The organism is Streptomyces sp. NPDC018833, assembly GCF_044390825.1.
In the GTDB taxonomy this organism is placed as follows: domain Bacteria; phylum Actinomycetota; class Actinomycetes; order Streptomycetales; family Streptomycetaceae; genus Streptomyces.
Genome location: NZ_JBIRZM010000001.1, coordinates 514,666 through 532,005, shown reverse-complemented (window position 1 = coordinate 532,005; position 17,340 = coordinate 514,666). Strand labels below are relative to the sequence as shown.

At 69.5% G+C, this 17,340-nt stretch carries 16 protein-coding genes and 2 pseudogenes; 8 read left to right on the top strand and 10 right to left on the bottom strand.

Annotated elements, in window-relative coordinates; translation table 11 throughout:
- Window positions 1–24: 24 nt before the first annotated feature.
- On the top strand, window positions 25–456 hold the full coding sequence (locus tag ACH5AF_RS02320) for a Fur family transcriptional regulator (RefSeq protein ID WP_215184341.1): 432 nt from the start codon (window positions 25–27) through the stop codon (window positions 454–456).
- Between the two features lie 56 nt (window positions 457–512).
- On the opposite strand, the gene ACH5AF_RS02315 is transcribed toward ACH5AF_RS02320, so the two are convergent.
- On the bottom strand, window positions 513–1,094 hold the full coding sequence (locus ACH5AF_RS02315; RefSeq protein WP_398899434.1) for a hypothetical protein: 582 nt from the start codon (window positions 1,092–1,094) through the stop codon (window positions 513–515).
- Between the two features lie 195 nt (window positions 1,095–1,289).
- On the opposite strand from ACH5AF_RS02315, the gene ACH5AF_RS02310 reads away from it, so the two are divergent.
- Complete coding sequence (locus tag ACH5AF_RS02310; protein ID WP_398899432.1) at window positions 1,290–3,674, top strand: LPXTG cell wall anchor domain-containing protein; 2,385 nt, start codon at window positions 1,290–1,292, stop codon at window positions 3,672–3,674.
- 108 nt (window positions 3,675–3,782) lie between these two features.
- Here ACH5AF_RS02310 and ACH5AF_RS02305 read toward each other — a convergent pair whose 3' ends face one another.
- The 5 genes from ACH5AF_RS02305 to ACH5AF_RS02285 form a co-directional block, all read right to left on the bottom strand.
- Window positions 3,783–4,322, bottom strand: a complete 540-nt coding sequence (locus tag ACH5AF_RS02305) for a YcxB family protein (protein ID WP_398899430.1) — start codon at window positions 4,320–4,322, stop codon at window positions 3,783–3,785.
- Window positions 4,323–4,401: 79 nt separating this feature from the next.
- Window positions 4,402–4,923 (bottom strand): YcxB family protein, encoded by a 522-nt coding sequence (locus ACH5AF_RS02300; protein WP_398899428.1) that lies wholly within the window; start codon window positions 4,921–4,923, stop codon window positions 4,402–4,404.
- Window positions 4,924–4,957: 34 nt separating this feature from the next.
- The gene (locus tag ACH5AF_RS02295; RefSeq protein ID WP_398899427.1) at window positions 4,958–5,803 is read right to left on the bottom strand and encodes an isoprenyl transferase; all 846 of its coding nucleotides are present in this window, start codon (window positions 5,801–5,803) and stop codon (window positions 4,958–4,960) included.
- Window positions 5,804–5,817: 14 nt separating this feature from the next.
- Window positions 5,818–6,564, bottom strand: coding sequence for a DNA repair protein RecO (gene recO, locus ACH5AF_RS02290; protein WP_215184354.1), 747 nt, complete (start codon window positions 6,562–6,564; stop codon window positions 5,818–5,820).
- A gap of 45 nt (window positions 6,565–6,609) precedes the next feature.
- Window positions 6,610–6,816, bottom strand: coding sequence for a DUF1905 domain-containing protein (locus tag ACH5AF_RS02285; protein WP_398899424.1), 207 nt, complete (start codon window positions 6,814–6,816; stop codon window positions 6,610–6,612).
- Here ACH5AF_RS02285 and ACH5AF_RS02280 point away from each other — a divergent pair.
- Both ACH5AF_RS02280 and ACH5AF_RS02275 read left to right on the top strand, forming a co-directional pair.
- Window positions 6,778–7,281 (top strand): annotated as a pseudogene (locus ACH5AF_RS02280) (benzoate/H(+) symporter BenE family transporter); the annotation flags it as partial. The gene ACH5AF_RS02285 and the pseudogene ACH5AF_RS02280 sit on opposite strands and share 39 nt — an antisense overlap.
- An 83-nt stretch (window positions 7,282–7,364) precedes the next feature.
- A complete protein-coding gene (locus ACH5AF_RS02275) occupies window positions 7,365–7,877 on the top strand; it encodes a DinB family protein (RefSeq protein WP_398899422.1) in 513 nt (170 codons plus the stop codon).
- Window positions 7,878–7,884: 7 nt separating this feature from the next.
- Here the strand turns inward: ACH5AF_RS02275 and ACH5AF_RS02270 are convergent, their stop codons facing one another.
- Entirely contained in the window at window positions 7,885–8,100 is a 216-nt protein-coding gene (locus tag ACH5AF_RS02270; RefSeq protein ID WP_215184360.1) for a hypothetical protein, read from the bottom strand.
- A 350-nt stretch (window positions 8,101–8,450) separates the two neighbouring features.
- Here ACH5AF_RS02270 and ACH5AF_RS02265 point away from each other — a divergent pair, with 350 nt between their 5' ends.
- The 3 genes from ACH5AF_RS02265 (at window position 8,451) to ACH5AF_RS02255 (ending at window position 11,013) form a co-directional block, all read left to right on the top strand.
- Window positions 8,451–9,284 (top strand): Scr1 family TA system antitoxin-like transcriptional regulator, encoded by an 834-nt coding sequence (locus ACH5AF_RS02265; protein ID WP_398899420.1) that lies wholly within the window; start codon window positions 8,451–8,453, stop codon window positions 9,282–9,284.
- On the top strand, window positions 9,266–9,541 hold the full coding sequence (locus ACH5AF_RS02260) for a DUF397 domain-containing protein (protein WP_398899418.1): 276 nt from the start codon (window positions 9,266–9,268) through the stop codon (window positions 9,539–9,541). The genes ACH5AF_RS02265 and ACH5AF_RS02260 overlap by 19 nt, the downstream gene beginning before the upstream one ends.
- Before the next feature lie 104 nt (window positions 9,542–9,645).
- Window positions 9,646–11,013, top strand: coding sequence for an FAD-dependent oxidoreductase (locus tag ACH5AF_RS02255; RefSeq protein WP_398899417.1), 1,368 nt, complete (start codon window positions 9,646–9,648; stop codon window positions 11,011–11,013).
- A gap of 56 nt (window positions 11,014–11,069) precedes the next feature.
- Here ACH5AF_RS02255 and ACH5AF_RS02250 read toward each other — a convergent pair whose 3' ends face one another.
- Complete coding sequence (locus ACH5AF_RS02250) at window positions 11,070–11,909, bottom strand: serine protease (protein ID WP_398899415.1); 840 nt, start codon at window positions 11,907–11,909, stop codon at window positions 11,070–11,072.
- 156 nt (window positions 11,910–12,065) lie between these two features.
- Here ACH5AF_RS02250 and ACH5AF_RS02245 point away from each other — a divergent pair.
- Window positions 12,066–13,281, top strand: a pseudogene (locus ACH5AF_RS02245) (LuxR C-terminal-related transcriptional regulator); the annotation flags it as partial.
- 119 nt (window positions 13,282–13,400) lie between these two features.
- Here ACH5AF_RS02245 and ACH5AF_RS02240 read toward each other — a convergent pair.
- Window positions 13,401–13,526, bottom strand: coding sequence for a hypothetical protein (locus ACH5AF_RS02240; RefSeq protein WP_398899413.1), 126 nt, complete (start codon window positions 13,524–13,526; stop codon window positions 13,401–13,403).
- A 358-nt stretch (window positions 13,527–13,884) separates the two neighbouring features.
- Window positions 13,885–17,253 (bottom strand): S8 family peptidase, encoded by a 3,369-nt coding sequence (locus ACH5AF_RS02235; RefSeq protein ID WP_398899411.1) that lies wholly within the window; start codon window positions 17,251–17,253, stop codon window positions 13,885–13,887.
- Window positions 17,254–17,340: the final 87 nt, after the last annotated feature.

Sequence of the window (17,340 nt, the reverse complement as noted above, 5' to 3'; positions counted from 1 at the left end):
TGCGGGCGAGGCGAGGAGGCTCCTGTGACCACGGCGCCAACCGGCGGGAAGACCGCCCCGGTGCGAGGCCGGTCCACCCGGCAGCGTGCAGCGGTGGCTGCGGCGCTCGACGAGGTGGACGAGTTCCGCAGTGCGCAGGAGCTGCACGACATGCTCAAGCACCGCGGTGACTCGGTGGGGCTGACGACGGTCTACCGCACGCTCCAGTCGCTCGCCGACGCGGGCGAGGTCGACGTGCTGCGCACGAGCGACGGCGAGTCGGTGTACCGGCGCTGTTCGACGGACGACCATCACCACCACCTGGTGTGCCGGCTCTGCGGCAAGGCGGTGGAGGTCGAGGGCCCGGCCGTGGAGCAGTGGGCGGAGACGATCGCCGCGCAGCACGGCTATGTGAATGTGGCGCACACGGTCGAGATCTTCGGTACGTGCGCGGAGTGCGCGGCGAAGACCGCCTGACCGGTCCGCTCCCCTGCCCTTCTCCCTGCCCTTCGCCATAGCGGGCGGCTGGTGGGTCAGCCCCCGTTCTCGTCCTCGCGCTCGTCCTCCTCGTGGTCCTCGTCGTCGTCCTCGTCGTCGTAGGGGTCGTGCAGCACGCCGCGCAGGTGCGGCTCGACCGGCTCGTCCCACTCGTTCACAGTGCTGTACAGCTCGTACAGCGCCCCCATCGGGTACAGCCACTCGCCGTCCACCGAGCCCGGCAGCCCCACGAACGGGGTGTCGGTCACCACGCGCGTGGCCGGGTCGAAGAACGACGACGGGGCGCGCCCGGTGAGGGGCTCCGGGTCGTACATCCACACGAGCGGATCGTGCGTTCCGCACTGCGCGAACGACCGGCGGATCGCCTCGCCGACGTACCAGGTCGCTCCCTGTACGAACGCGCTGCCCTTGGCGGCCATGACCTCCTCCGCGTCGGCGAACCTCTCCCGCACGAGGTCTTCCAGCGCGTCCAGTGACCGAGCACTGAAGTCCCATCGTTCGACGGGCCGCCCCAGGCCGGTGGCCCAGGGCTCGAATGCCACTTCGCGTTCGGCGAGCCACGCCAGCAGTTCGGGACAGCTCTGCCGGTCGGGGCCCTCGTCGGTCTGATCACCCATGGGGTCATGGTAGAGAGGGTCACTGACAGTCCTCTGAACGACCTTGCTGTGTAACGAAGTTGGCACACGCCACACCGGCAAACTCGTTGCATCGGACACCGCATGTGCTTCTAAGGTGGGGGAGTTGGCGGTGGCATGTCACGGGGGCCCCACCGCCCGCACCTTCTGTTCCCATGCCCCCCAGGGGACACCACGTTGAGCAATTCCCTACGCACACGCATCCGGGCACGCATGGCGGCCTGCCTCGCGTCCATCGCCGCAGCCGCAATCCTGGTCACCGGCGTGCCCGCCTTCCAGGGCGTAGCCGACGCCGCACCCGGCACCATCCGCTGCGACAAGAAGTGGCTGGGCAAGGAGTACGGCTCGCCGCCCGCCGGCTCCGGCATCCAGGGCAAGAACCAGCCCTTCAGCCAGCGCCCGCAGAACGAGTGGGACGACTACTGGTTCGAGAACCCCTCCCACGCCTTCGACGGCCTCAAGGCACCCAACCAGGCACAGAGCGACCTCGCCGGGGACACCGATGCCGACGCCCAGAAGTGGAAGAAGAAGTTCGAGACCACCCAGGACCCCAAGTACCGGGTCCTGGAGATCTACGCCCGCTACAACGTCCAGGCCAAGAAGTCCACGGGCCTCAAGAACTGGGGCACCTGGCTGGACCAGCGCCTGATCGGCTACGAGGCCAACCGGCTCAAGGGCGACGGATTCGAAGCCAAGGTCGTGCGTGACTTCAAGCTCGTCGGTCCGGACTGGATCTGCCAGAAGGACGTCCCGGTCTTCGACAAGGACGGCAAGCCCGTCATCGACCCCAAGACCGGCAAGCAGGCCGTCCGCAAGTACGACGCCTACAACGCCAAGACCAAGGAGTTCGTGGAGTTCAAGTCCAACGGCAAGCACATTGCCAAGCAGTTCCGCTACGACAACCACGTCCTGCGCAACCAGCAGTACAGCGACCACAAGCTGCGCCTGATCACCGGCGACTCGACCTCGTCCAACACGGTCAAGAAGTACGCCACGCTCAACAAGCAGCTCGAGGCCGAACGCGGCAAGCAGAACCAGGCCACGATCCGTGAGCACCGATCCACCGGCGCGCCCAGGTGGCGCCCCAACCAGTACACCCGCTACAACCCGATCATGAACCCGGACCCGCGCAGGGTCGGCTCCATCGGCCCGATCAACGACGCCGCCTTCCGCTCCGGATCCACCCCCGGCACCGCCCGGCAGATCCAGCACCAGTACCGGGGCGCCAACGGCAACGGCGTCTTCGGCCGCGGCGGACCGGGCGGCATCGACTTCTCCACCCTGGAACTGAACTACGTCGGCAGCCCCGTCAAGGGCAAGGGCCTGGACTACTCCTTCAAGGCCGACTACGCCAAGGACCCGGACAACAACCCCGGCTGGGGCGGCAAGGCCAAGCTGCAGCTCGCCTCCGACGCCATGTTCACCTGGCTGGCACTGACCCCGGACACGTTCTGGGTCAACCTCAACCCGGACCAGCCCGACAAGATCATGGACAAGAGGTTCGGGAAGACCGACGCCGGCCGTGTGCTCCTCGAAGCAGACCTTGAGATGAAGCACGACTACGCGAAGGACATGGACCCTCGCGAGGGTGTCGGCAAGCAGTACTGGGACGCCATGCAGGCCGCGAACATCCCCTGCGGCCACCAGATCCGCCTGTGGATCGTCCCCGAGACCGCCAAGGTCCGCGTGGAGAAGGACGGCATCTACATCCTCGACGCGCCGCTGAAGGTCAACGCCGAACCGCAGAAGGTCGAGTATCCCGACCCCAACGGCAGCGACTGCAAGCTGACCGAAGCGCAGATCCGCACGTCGCAGAGCCTCGTCGACCGGTACGTCATCCCCGACGTCGAGAAGAAGGTCAACACCGGTCCGGCCTACGCCGACCTGCGCCGCGTCTACTCCTCCCGGGTCGCCGCCGAGTACATCCGCGACCAGGACAAGGACCACGCCACCGACTTCCGCCCCATCATCAACAGCAACAACGTGGCGCGCTGGCCGCTGAGCGCTGAGCACAGGAGCTGGACGCCGAAGAAGACCTGGGACGCCTACATGAAGTCCTACACGGAAGGTGACTACAGCTACCCCTGCAACGTCGGCGGCCAGAACAAGACCTGCGTCATGGGCGGCGTCGACTTCTCCAAGGCCCCCAAGCGCAACATCACGCGGGTCCGCTTCGACCTGGAGCACCCCCGCCTGGACAAGAACACCAAGACGTCGGTGAAGACCGAGACCGCCTACCGTGACACCGACACCGCCCTGATCGGCGGCAACGGCTCCGGCGAACCGGCGGGCGGAGGCGACGGCGACCCGATTCCCACGCCGACCCCGACGCCGACAGACGGCCCGTCCACCCCGGCGCCGTCCGACACCCCCAGCCCGCAGCCCAGCACTCCCGGCGGCGGCGACAAGCCGACCCCGCCCGCGAAGGACCCGGACGGCGACCTCGCCGACACCGGCTCCAGCGCTCCCATCGGGCTGATCGCGGGCATCGCCGCCGCCCTCGCGGCGGCCGGCGCAGCGCTCATCTGGTGGATGCGACGCCGGAAGGCCACCACAGGCTGACCCGGCACCCGGCGAACAAGGCTTCGGCCCCGCACCTGGTCACAGGCGCGGGGCCGAAGCGATTCGACGTCCACGAGGCCGTAGCACGCCGACGGCCGACGGAGGGCGTCACATCCGCTGGACGTGCCGGTCGAGGAGCCCGCGCAGGCGGTCGACGTCGTCCGGGGCGGGGACGCCGCGCTTGGGGAGGAGCATCACGCCGACGCCGTGTTTGTCCGCGCTGAGCAGGACGAACAGCTCGCCGGTCTCGGCGTAGCGCGGGTACAGGTCCCAGCTGCTGGTCACCTCGCTGTCGCGCGTGGTCAGCCGTATGCCCTTGGCGTCGACCGTGGCACGGAACTCGCCCTGCCGAACGGCCAGTTGCTGGAGCTGACGGGCCTGTGCCCGGGGCAGCAGGTATAGGCTGCCGAAGGCGAAGAAGGTGATCGCGACGCCCGCGACGAGTCGGGTGGTGTCGATGTCGCCGCTGACGACGGTCAGCGCGACGAGGCACAGGCCCACCACGCCGGTGAAGAGCATCAGTCGGCGGGTGCGGCGACCGGAGGGCGTACTGCGCGCACGGGCGTCGAGGGCGCCCTTCATGTCGGTGGTGGTGGGCTCGTAGACGAGCGTCACCGTCTGTCCGTCCTGCTGCTGCACCTCTGCCACAAGCTCTCCCGCACCCGATTGCCGAGCCGTGATCGTATCGGCGGATGCGCTTAATGCTCACGTGGGGTACGGCGGTTGCTCACAGCCGCGGCAGGTGTCGGCCGAGCGTCGCGCGGAGCCGGTCGGCGTCCTCCGGATCGCGCAGGCCGCGCTTGGGCAGGACCTCCACCCACATCACGCCTCGGTCGCGGCTGAGCAGGACGAAGCTGTCGGCGGTCTCGCGGTGGCCGCGGAAGAGGGTCCAGCGCTGGGTGAGCGCGCAGTGGTCGTTCACCGCCGTGACACCGTCCTCGGTCACCGTCGTGCGGTAGTCGCCCTGCCATTGGACGATGCGCAGCGCCTGCCAGCTGTGCAGGTGGGGGATCGCCCACACGAAGGCGCCGAGCAGCACGGGCACCACGGCAGGCCCGCGCGAGGCGGGAGCGAACGCCGGCAGGATCCCCCAGGCCAGGAGCAGGGCGGTCGCGATCCACCGCACCCACGTCATCCGCCGGTATCTCTCGCGCACGCGGACCGCGGTCAGAATGTCGGCGCGCGTCGGCTTGTAGACCAGCTCGATCGCGTCCGTCGCCCGTTCGGTATCCCGCCCCTGGTGATCCATGGGCGGGACCCTACCGACCATGCGGCACGGGATGTCAGGCGGTCGTCCCCTCGGGCCGCCCGCGCATCGCCTCCAGTTCCTCGTTCGGGATCGCGCCGCCGAAGCGCCGGTCGCGCTGGGCGTACTCCAGGCAGGCGCGCCACAGGTCACGACGGTCGAAGTCGGGCCACAGCACGTCCTGGAAGACCATCTCGGCATAACTGCTCTGCCAGATCAGGTAGTTGGAGGTGCGCTGCTCTCCGCTGGGCCGCAGGAAGAGGTCGACGTCCGGCATGTCCGGGTAGTACAGGTACTTCTGGAACGTCTTCTCGTTGACCTTGCCCGGGTCGAGCTTTCCGGCCGCCACGTCGCGCGCGATCGCCTGCGCCGCGTCCGCGATCTCCGCCCGGCCGCCGTAGTTGACACAGAAGTACAGCGTCATGGCGTCGTTGTCGACGGTCTGCTCCTGGGCGACCTGGAGCTCCTGGACCACCGACTTCCACATCTTGGGCATACGGCCCACCCAGCGGATGCGGATGCCGAGCTCGTCCATCTCGTCGCGGCGGCGGCGGATGACGTCGCGGTTGAAGTTCATCAGGAAGCGGACCTCGTCGGGCGAACGCTTCCAGTTCTCCGTGGAGAAGGCGTAGAGGGAGAGGTTCTTGACGCCCATCTCCAGGCAACCCTTGAGCACGTCGAGGACGACGCCCTCGCCGACCTTGTGCCCCTCCGTACGCGGCAGGCCGCGCTCCTTGGCCCAGCGGCCGTTGCCGTCCATGACGCAGGCCACGTGGTTCGGCACGAGCTCGCCCGGGATCTTGGGCGGGCGGGCACCGGAGGGGTGCGGCTCGGGGACCTTGTACTCGCGGCGGGACCGGCCCAGGAATCCGCGTCGTGCCATGCGGCTCACATCTCCTATTTCTCTACGTATCTGAGCGAGCGCAGGCCGCGCTCCAGGTGCCAGTGCAGATAGGCGGACACCAGTCCGCTGCCCTCCCTGACGTGACGCGCCTCGGCCGCGTCCGCCGTGGCCCAGTCGCCGGTGAGCAGCGCGCTGAGCAGGCCGATGGCCTCCGCCGAGGGTACGACGCTGCCCGGCACCCGGCAGTCGCCGCATATGGCGCCCCCGGCGGCGACGGAGAAGAAACGGTTGGGGCCGGCCAGCCCGCAGCGGGCGCAGTCGTCGAAGCTGGGCGCGTAGCCGTTGACGGCGAGGGAGCGCAGGAGGAAGGCGTCGAGCACCAGCCCCGGGGCGTGCTCGCCCCGGGCGAGGGTCCGCAGGGCGCCGACGAGCAGGAGGTACTGCTGGACCGAGGGCTCGCCCTCGTGGTCGGTGAACCGCTCGGCGGTCTCCAGCATCGCGGTGCCGGCGGTGTAGCGGGCGTAGTCGGTGACGATCGCGCCGCCGTAGGGCGCGATGGTCTCGGACTGGGTGCACAGCGGCAGTCCGCGGCCCACGAGCTCGCTGCCCCGGGCGAAGAACTGCACATCGACGTGCGAGAAGGGCTCCAGCCTGGCCCCGAACTTCGACTTGGTGCGCCGCACGCCCCGCGCGACAGCGCGCACCCGTCCGTGACCGCGAGTGAGCAGCGTGATGATGCGGTCCGCCTCACCCAGCTTCTGGGTGCGCAGGACGACGCCGTCGTCACGGAACAGACTCATGGAGCCATTCTCCCGCACGGCGGGCGGCTGCCCGCCCCGGGTTCGTCAATCCTGGATCCGCTCGGTGAGCCGCACGGTCACGGTGTCGCCGGCCTCCTTGTGGATCGCCTTGCGGATGTCCGCCTTGACCGGAAGCATGTGCCGACCGTCACCGAGCGCCATGAAGGAACTCCGGAACGGATGCCCGTCGATGGTGCCGCGCACCTTGACCAGGCCCCGGGTCCCGAAGAACTCGACGGACTCGGGCCACACCGGTACCGGCCGGACGACCGCCTGCTGATCGGTTTCATCGGGCTCGTGTCCACGGCGCTCGCCCCTTTCGGCTCCCACGCCGTCAATCTGGCGGCGATCACGGCCGCCATCCGCACCGGCCCGGACGCCCACCGCGATCCGCGCCGCCGCTGCGTCGCCGGTGTTTCCTGCGGGGCGTTCTACCTCGTCGTCGGGGCGTTCGGGTCGACACTGGTGGTCCTGTTCGCGGGCCTGCCCAAGGAACTGGTGGCGGCCGTGGCCGGCGTCGCCCTCTTCGGTGCGTTGGCCGGCGGTCTCACCGGGGCGATGCAGGAGCCGCGGGACCGGGAGGCGGCACTGATCACCTTCCTCGCCACCGCCTCCGGCCTCACCCTCTTCGGCATCGGGTCGGCCTTCTGGGGCCTGCTGTCCGGCGTCGTCGCCCATGTCGTCCTGTCCCGGCGCGGCGTACGCGCGCCGAGCTGATCCGGCCCGCTTCCGCTGCCCGCTTCCGCCCGGCCGAAAAAAGCGGTGCTTCCGCGCCGGCCGCTGCGATAGCGTCCGCGGCCATGACACCTTCCCGCGTACGGCCACCCTTCTCCGCGGACGAGCGGACACAGTTGCTCGGCTGGTACGCGATGCAGCGCGCGATCGTCCACTACAAGTGCGAGGACCTGTCCGAGGAGGACGCCCACCGCCCGGTCCTGCCCTCCTCGCCCCTGATGACCATGGCGGGCATCGTCTCCCATCTGCGGTGGACCGAACAGACCTGGTTCGAGGTGGTGTTCCTCGGCCGCCCCGCCGACGGGCCCCAGTTCTCCGAGGACCCCGAGGACGCCGACATGCGCGTCGAGGGCGTTCCGCTCGCGCAGCTCCTCGACGAGTACGAGAAGCAGTGCGCGATCTCGGACGAGATCATCGCCACGCATTCCCTGGACGAGGTCGGCCGCCACCCGGACTTCGCCTCCGCCAAGGCCTCGCTGCGCTGGATGCTGATCCACATGGTCGAGGAGACCGCCCGGCACGCGGGCCACATGGACACCATCCGGGAACTCCTGGACGGCGAGACCGGCTACTACTGAGCCCGGCCTACGGCAGCTCGCCCCGGCTGCGCGCGTTCACGTACGCCGTCGTCGCGCTGATCCGCTCCGCCGCCGTCGCGGGCCGCACCTCCTCCGGGGCGCACTCCCACTCCCGGCCGCCGCCGACGGGTCTCAGCGAGAGGAAGGGACCTGCCTGCCCCATGAGCCGGCCCACCCGGCCGGTGCGGGTGTCGACGACGTACGTACCGATGGGCAGGGTCATGGCGTACGGCCCCCTTCCCTGGGCAGAGCTGCCGCGATCAGGCGGACAGTGTCCACCGAGCAGCGCCCCGATTCGACGAGCGGGCACGGCGTGTCCCGGGCGTATGAGGCGGGTTCGACGCGCAGGGAGGGCAGCGTGATGCCGGACCGTTTCAGGGCTGCGCGCAATACGTTCACTGCTTCCTCCGCGTCGCTCATGCACATGGTCGCGTGTCCGGTCTTTTCGTTTCTCGGCATGGATTCCCTTTCTGCTCGGAGTTCACGTTTCGCATGAAGATCGTGACGCTGCCCGAGTACGCTGAACAAGGCTGTGCCCACTACAACTGGGCGGCTGCACAAGGGGGTTGATCCATGGCCAAAGCTCCGCGTCAGGCGGCGTGGGAATTCTTCGGCGCGGAGCTCAAGCGGCGCAGAGAGGTCGCTCAGCTCACGCAGGAGGAACTGGGCGGTCGGGTGTTCGTTTCGGGCGGGTACATCGGCCAGTTCGAACAGGCGATCAGGAAGCCGCAGTTGGATGTGGCACAGCGGATCGACGAGATACTGCAAACCGACGGTATTTTCGAGCGAATGTGTCGCAAGCTGATCAATGACTCCCGCTATGCGGAGTACTTCGCCGCCGCGGCGGAGCTGGAGGCGTTGGCGACGAAGATCTGCGATTTCGCGCCCACGCTGGTGCCAGGGCTCATGCAGACCGAGGCGTACATGCGGGCAATGATGCTCGCGGACAACCCGTTCACCTCGGACGAGTCCGTTCAGGAGAGGATCCGCGCCCGCCTGGACCGCGCCCTCATCCTGAACAGCGCTGCACGGCCCGTCTACTGGACGATCCTGCACGAGTCGGTGCTTCGCATCCCCGTCGGCGGCCCGGCCGTCATGGCCGAGGCGCTGGAGCACATCGCGACGCTCGTCCACGAGCGGAAGGCCCTGGTCCAGGTCCTCCCCTACGCGGCCGGGGCATATCCCCTCATGGGCAAGGATTTGCGCCTCATGGAATTCGAGGACGCTCCGCCAACCGCCTATACGGAAGCGGTGTATTCGGGGAACCTGCTGGACGATCCGGCTGTGGTGAAGCGATCCCAGGCGGCCTACGATCTGCTCAGGGCCGCCGCGCTGTCGCCGGAGGCGTCCCTGGCCTTGATCGAGTCGGCGGCGGAGGACTACAGACGATGCGCGAGTACGACCTGAGCAACGCCCAGTGGCGCAAGAGCAGCTACAGCGACGCGAACGGCGGCAACTGCGTCGAAGTCGCGTACGACTTCCCCGGCGCCGCCTGGCGCAAGAGCACGCACAGCAACGGCGAGGGCGGCAGCTGCGTCGAGGTGCTGGACGACGTCCCCGGCGTCGTGCCCGTACGGGACAGCAAGAACCTCACCGGCCCCGTACTGATCATCGGCGCCGGCACCTGGGGTACGTTCATCAAGCAGACCTTTGGGAAGGCATAAGCCCGGCTTATGAGGTCATAGGCCAGGGGTGAGTACAAACTTAGGCTTGCCTTTGTTTAGGGTGGCCGACGAGCCAGTTGTCGCCGCTCGAAGGGAACCTGAACATGCCCCGCCCCCTGCGGGTAGCCATCGTCGGAGCCGGCCCCGCCGGGATCTACGCCGCCGATGCGTTGCTGAAGTCCGAGGTGGCCGCCGCCGAGCCCGGCGTCTCCATCGACCTCTTCGAGCGGATGCCCGCGCCCTTCGGGCTGATCCGGTACGGCGTCGCCCCCGACCACCCCCGGATCAAGGGCATCATCACGGCCCTGCACCAGGTGCTCGACAAGCCGCAGATCCGTCTCTTCGGCAACGTCGACTACGGCAACGACCTCAGCCTCGACGATCTGCGCACCTTCTACGACGCGGTGATCTTCTCCACCGGCGCGACGGCCGACCGCGCGCTTGACATACCCGGGATCGAGCTCGACGGCTCGTACGGCGCGGCGGACTTCGTCTCCTGGTACGACGGCCACCCGGACTGGCCGCGCACCTGGTCGCTGGAGGCCGAGAAGGTGGCCGTGCTCGGTGTGGGCAACGTCGCGCTCGACGTGGCGCGCATCCTGGCGAAGACGGCGGACGAGCTGCTGCCGACCGAGATCCCGCCGAACGTCTACGACGGCCTCAAGGCCAACAAGGCCATGGAGATCCACGTCTTCGGGCGTCGCGGCCCGGCGCAGGCGAAGTTCAGCCCGATGGAGCTGCGCGAGCTGGACCACTCCCCCAACATCGAAGTCATCGTCGACCCCGAGGACATCGACTACGACGAGGCTTCCATTGAGACCCGCCGGGGCAACAAGCAGGCGGACATGGTCGCGAAGACCCTGGAGAACTGGGCCATCCGGGACGTCGGCGAGCGTCCCCACAAACTGTTCCTGCACTTCTTCGAGTCGCCCACCGAGATCCTCGGCGAGGACGGCAAGGTCGTGGGCCTGCGCACCGAGCGCACCGCGCTCGACGGCACGGGCAATGTGAAGGGCACGGGCAAGTTCAAGGACTGGGACGTCCAGTCCGTCTACCGGGCCGTGGGCTACCTCTCCGACGAGCTGCCCAAGCTCCCCTGGGACATCGAGTCGGGCACGGTCCCCGACGAGGGCGGCCGCGTGATCGAGGAGTCCGGCGAGCACCTGGACTCGACGTACGTCACCGGCTGGATCCGGCGTGGTCCGGTCGGGCTGATCGGCCACACGAAGGGCGACGCGAACGAGACCGTCGCCAACTTGCTGGCGGACTACGCGGACGGCCGTCTGCAGACGCCCGCTTCACCGGAGCCGGAGGCGGTGGAGTCCTTCCTCGCAGACCGGAACATCCGCTTCACGACGTGGGACGGCTGGTACCGCCTGGACGCGGCCGAGAAGGCCCTGGGCGAGCCGCAGGGCCGCGAGCGCGTGAAGATCGTCGAGCGCGAGGACATGCTCAAGGCGAGCGGGGCGTAGGCGCCGCGCACGAGGGCCCGGTGGCAGCAGCGCAGCAGCCGCCGGGCCCTCGGCCTTCACGGCTTGGGGACAGTGCACCCCGCGCGGTTCAGGTCGATCTTGCTGCCCGGGCCGATGCAGGCTGCCAGGGGGTACGTCTGCTGCCCGTAGTTGATGCCCTCGCGCACCGTCACGTTGCCGCTCTCGTCGACTTCGCACGGGTTGTTGTCGGTGCACCGACCGCCGGACTCGTTGCCCGTGTTGTTGACGGCGACGACCTTGCCGGTGGCGTTGTCGACGACCGGGGAACCGGATGTGCCACCGATGGTGTTGCAGCTGGAGGTGTAGCGGACCGAGTCCTTCCAGGTCCAGGCGCCCTCCTTGAGCCGGTAGGCGAAGCCGTCGATGCTGCAGCTGTAGATCCGCTTCCAGTAGCCCGAGACGACCTTGATGGCCGTGCCCTCGGCCGGGCGGGTGGTGTTCAGCTCCAGGGCCTTGATGCCGTAGCGGGACTCGATCTGCCCGTAGGTGGTGGTGAGTTGGTAGAGCGAGGCGTCCGTGTCGGTCATCGTCGCGTACGCGATCTTGTCGGCGCGCAGGGTGGCGACGCGGGATCCGGCGGAGTCGAGCAGACCGAAGCTGCGCGAGGACGGCTGGTCCATCACCACCTCGCCGGGCCCGGGAAAGCCGGTCTCCAGGCAGTGGCCGTTGGACAGTACGAGTGCGGGGTCGCTCGGCTGGGACGCGGCGGTCCTGACGACGGAGCCGGAACAGTTGCTGAGCGCGACCGTTCCCGCGAAGGTCACCGCCTTTGCGCGCACGGCTGGTTCGGTGGCCGTGTCGGCGGCGACTGCTGGTCCGGCGCCCGCTCCGACGAGGGTGAGGGCGAGCAGCGCGCCGGCGAGAGGCTTGTTCATGTGGGGGTCCCCTCTGATGCGACGTGAGTGGCCGATGTGACGGCCAGAGTTGTCATGCGCATTGTTGGGGCACGGGTCCGGGGCGACAAGGCGTGGTTTTCAGCCACCGGGGGGGTGCGGGACGCCCGGGCGGGGTGCGTCGCCTGCGGGCGGGGGTGCTCGGTCACGGCGGGCGAGCTGAGCGGGATGTTTACCGGCCTGCTGTACTGCCTGGCGCTCACCCGGTGCATGGAGGCCGCGCGGACTTCGCGCGGGCCGCCGAATGGACGGGCGCGGCCATGGCATGGTGCTCGGTGCCCTGGTCGGAACACGTCACGCCGCCCTCCGGCTCCATCACACCGCCTTCCGGCGACACCAAGCCGTCCCGTCCCGCCGCGGCCGAGGTCCCGCATGCCTCCGCCCCCGTCGACAATCCGTTCCGCGGGCTGTGCCGGGTGCACCGCGTCCAGGTGCTCGACCTGCTCGGCGCATGGCCGCTCGCCGCGTCCGAGGCCGAGCGGGTCTGCCAGGAGGTGTGGCCCGACTGTCTTGAAGCGGCCGCGGCAGCCCACTACGCGGCCGGGGAGATCGAGCACCGCCGGGGCCGGCTCGACGCCGCCGCGGCCTCCTACGCCGCCGCCCACGAACTCGGCCTCGTCCCGCAGCCCGGCCTCGCCCTCCTGCGCCTGGCCCAGGGGAAGGCCGACGCCGCCATCACCGGCCTGCGCCTGGCCCTCGCGGAGTGCGACGACGCCCCCGCCGACCTGCTGGGCCGCTCCCGGCTGCTCGCCGCACAGACAGAAGTGGCCCTGGCCGTCGGGGACGTGGACCGTGCCGAGCTCAGGTCGAGGAGTTGGAGACGCTCGCCCGACTCGGCCCCAGCACCGCGGGTGTGACCCTGCTGGGCGCCATGGCCGACACCGCCCGAGGCGCGCTCGCGCTCGCCCAGGACGGCGACCGCGATCCCGACTCGGCCCTGCGCCCGCTGCGCTGCGCGCTGACGGCCTGGCGGGAGATGCGTATCCCGTACGAGACGGCTCAGGTCCGCATGCTGCTGGCCGCCGCGTACCGGGCCGCCGGTGACACCGAGGCCGCGCGGCTGGAGCTGCGGGCCGCCCGGACCGCCTTCGAGCAGCTCGGCGCGGTCCCCGACGCCCGGCGCGCGGCGGCGCTGCTGAACGAGCGGGCCAGGGCGCTGCCCGACGGTCTGACCCCGCGGGAGGCCGAGGTGCTGCGGCTGGTCGCGGCGGGCGGCACCAACCGGGACATCGCCCGCGAGCTGGTGATCAGCGAGCACACCGTCGCCCGGCACCTGAACAACATCTACGCCAAGTTGAGCGTGACCTCCCGCGCCGCCGCCACGTCCTACGCCTGCTCCCACGGCCTGGCCTGAGGAACAACAACGCCGTCGCTCGCCGGCCAGAAGGTCGCCGTCCCGCGCGGTGCCTAAGCGAAGGTGCACGTCCTCGGCTCCGGCGACACGGGGAACGTGACCGTACCCGCGGTCGCCTCCTACCCGGACGGTTCGAGCGCCACCGTGCCGGTGCGGCTGACGGGGTGGCTGTCGGGGCCCGCGTACGGCGAGACCCAAGCGGTGCGGACCAGCCAGATCCACTCCAGGTGCGGCCTGCTGGGCATCGAGGGCGTGATCTTCCCTCAGGCCGTAGCGCTCGACGCGGCGAAGGAGTCGGTCTCGCTCACCCTGGGCGTGCCGTCAGGAACGGCCCGGCCGCATGTGTTCGCGCTCTCGCCGGGAAAAGCCCAGGAGCGGGCTCGGTGGTTCAGGAAACCAACCGCCGCGTACCGGCTGCGGGCCATGTCGCCGAGCAACGCGGAGCGCGGCGGAGAGCGGCCGGGCAGGCCAGGCCGAACGGCAGCACGGCACCCACAACCGGGGCGACCGCGGCGCGTACGACCGTGTCCACCTGGCCGCACTCCACATCACGGGCGTCTTCCTCTGGTTCCTCTGGTCCGCCCGATGACCGAAGGAAACCGCCTAGCCTTTCAGGCCGTAGGCGCGGATCGTGGTCTGCTCCATCGAGTCGCCATTCGCCGCCTCCGCCTTGACGCGCAGGGAGACGAACTGCGCTCCGTCCGATGGCCTGGCGAGCAGCGCACCCCAGGTGTCGCCGTTGATGTGCTTCACCTCGGCGCGCTGCCAGGTCTTGCCATCGTCGGCGGACTGTTCGACCGTGACCTTCTCCACCTGGCCGGTCCCCGTGGACTCCGGCTGCGCGCCGACGGTGATCTTCAGGGGGAACCAGGGCCGGTCGGGTGCCCGGTTGTAGGTGTCGAACGGTCCGGTCATGTTGAGCGTGAGCAGCGGCTGGTACGTCACCTGGGCCGCGTTTTCGGACAGGAACGACCACGTGGTCCTGGTCTCAGGCGCCAGGGACGCCCACTTGGGGCTGCGGTTCGACGTCACCTCCAGGGTGTAGCGGCCCTTCTCCGCGGGCACTGCCCAAAAGCCCCATGGCTTCGGCGTGGTCCCGATCACCGTGCCGTCCTCCTTGGCGAGCGTGGTCTGCGCGGTGATGTACTGCGCGCTGAGTGCGGAGGGGGCGGAGTGGCCGGGATCGCCCGGCGAATACGGCCAGACCTGGGCGAGCAGGTTGTCGCCGAGCCTGACCACCTGGTTCCACGGGTGCATGGAGATGTCGGAGCCGATCACCGCGGAGTTCCAGGTGTGCGTACGCCGCTCACCCGGCTTGTAGCCGTAGTACCCGGCCTCGACGTGCCCGTCGAAGTCGCTGATCTCCGGCACGTCGGTCGAGCGCTGCCACAGGTAGTGGCTCCACCGGATGTCCTCCCTCGCCGAGTAGAACTCCGTGCGCCTCGACGGTAGGGGGATGTCGTCGAAGGCCGCGTTCACGAGGGACTGGTTCGGCAGGTAATGCGGGGTGGAGGAGCGGGTGCCGAGGGCGTCGGTGCCCTGCGCGCGGTACAGCGCGCGCTCCTGCCCCAGATCGCGGTCGCGCACCCGGTAGCTGAGCGAGTCCGGGATCCCGCCCGACGACGGCTGGGCGACGTAGTACGCGTACCTCTCGCTGCTTCCCGAGGCCGGCAGGAGGGTCTGGTAGATGCCGAAGTCGAACCTGGCGGGGTCGGCCTCCACCGGGATGGCGTAGAGCTCCTCGCCGCGGTAGCTGCGGTAGTTGGTGTGCACGGTGATGCCGGCGCCCGCCTTGCCGGCCACGTAGATCTGGTCGATGTCCGCGACGTGGCGTACGGCGTCCCGCTTGTCGGCCTTCACCTCGATCTTCGTGCCCTCACGGGCGTCCAGGGTGATCGTCATGGGCTTGTCGAGGACGATCTGCGGGACGCTCGCCCATGTCCTGTTGGCCGTCTGCGCCGGCTTGCCTCGCGTCGGCGTGTCGACGAGCGCGTTCAGGCCGTATGTCGCCTTGGGAACACGTACGGTCAGCGTGCCGTCCGTCAGCGGCGGCAGCTTGGGGGAGTCGCCACCGTCGAGGTTGACCAGATCGACATAGTGGTCGAGGTTGGGACCGGCCGGATTGCCCGCGCGGTCGAGGGCCTTGACCGTCAGCTCGAACGACTCGGGCTCGGTGGTCGCGGCGAACGGCGTGGTGACGGTGGCGCCGTCGGGCCCGGTCGCGGTGACGCGCCCGCCGAAGCTGCCGAGACCGCCCGCGAGCAGCGCCTTGGGCGTGACCGTCAGGTCGACGGTGGCCGTGCCGTGCGCGGGCACGGTGACATCGTTATCCGCAACGGCGAACGCACCGTCAGGCAGCTCGGTTCCGCCCGGTCCCGCCCCAGTGACCTGGAGGGACAGGGTGACCGGAGCGTCGCCGTCGTTGGCGTACGTCACGGACTTGGTGACGGGCGGGAGATCGGTCTGCGGGTACTTCAGCAGCCCGAAGTCCACAGCGGTGGTAGTGGCGCGGACGGTCTGCTTGACGGCGCGGGCCAGGTCGACCCGGCCGCTGCCCTGGTCGAAGACGCCTGCGCCTGCGACGGGCTTGGCGGTGCTGGTCAGCGCCGCCTTAACCGTCTTGCCCGACCAGTCGGGGTGCTGCTGGGCCAGGATCGCAGCGCTGGCCGCCACATGCGGGCTGGCCATCGAGGTACCGCTGGCGGTGGTGTAGTGATCGTCGACGGGCGTGCCCATGGACGTGCCCGCGGCGCGCGCCGCGATGATGGACTGACCGGGCGCGGCGATATCGGGCTTGACCGCGAAGTCGCGGACCCGCGGCCCGCGCGAGGAGAACCCGCTGACCCGGTCGGTCTTGGACACGCTGCCGACGGCGAGGGCGGCGTCGGCAGCGGCCGGGGTGGCAACCGTGCCCGACGCGCTGCCGCTGTTGCCCGCCGCGACGACGAAGAGGGTGCCGTACTGGGCGGAGAGCCGGTTCACTGCGGCGGAGAGCGGGTCGGTTCCGTCGGTGGCACGGGCGCCGAGGCTCATGTTGACTGTCTTCGCACGCTGCGCGGCCCACTCCATCCCGGCGAGGATGGCCGAGAAGTCGCACGACTGCGCGCCGCACACCTTGCCGATCAGCAACCGGGCGTCGGGGGCGACTCCCTTGTGCCTGCCGCCGGACGCGACTCCTGATCCCGCGATGGTGGAGGCGACATGGGTGCCGTGCCCGAAGGTGTCCTTGACTCCGTCAGGACTATTGGTGAAGTCCTTGGCCTCGACAACGGTAGAGCCGAAGTCGGGATGGGTGGCGTCGTAGCCGCCGTCGAGGACGGCGACGGTCACGCCCTTGCCGGTGTACCCCGCCTCCCAGGCCGCCGGCGCGCCGATCTGGGTGTTGCTTTCCTCGTCGGTGAGGCGGGCCTCGCCGTCCAGCCAGACCCTGGTGACTCCGTCCTTGAGCCTGCTCTGCTTCCCGGCACCCCGGGTGACGAGCGAGGCCCACAGCTTGCCGAGTGTCTTCTTGTCGGCGACGACCGACGAGCCGCCCAGGCTGGGCAGTCGGCGGGTCACCCTGGCGATCCCGACCGTGGCCGGGGTCTCGTCGGACCGGGAGGAGACGAGCAACGGCAACGTGCTGCGGGACTTGTCGTCCCGGTGCTGACGTACCAGTTCCGCAACGTCGAACAGGTTGCCGTCGAGCGCACCGGACGACACCAGTGACCGTGCGTCGTCGGGAATCACCACGATACGGTCAACGCCGTCCTGGTCTCTGGATATGTGTCTGATAAATCCGATGTCCTTGCGACCCGGACCCGGGAGCACCCTGAGTTCGTACCGCCGGTGGGGGAGTTGGGTGACGATGACCCGATCTCCGGTGAGGAGCGTCGCAGAGTGGGTCACCGGGTTCGGCGCACGGCCGGCGGCCGGTGCCCGGTCGTCCTTGTCGGACGCCGCGCCCTGTGCGGGCGCGATGGGCAAAAGCACGGCAGCTAACGCTGATAAGGCGACGAATGTACTGGTCCAGCGCATGATCGACTCCTTTGGAGAGCGCTGCGTGGCACGGCACCCGGA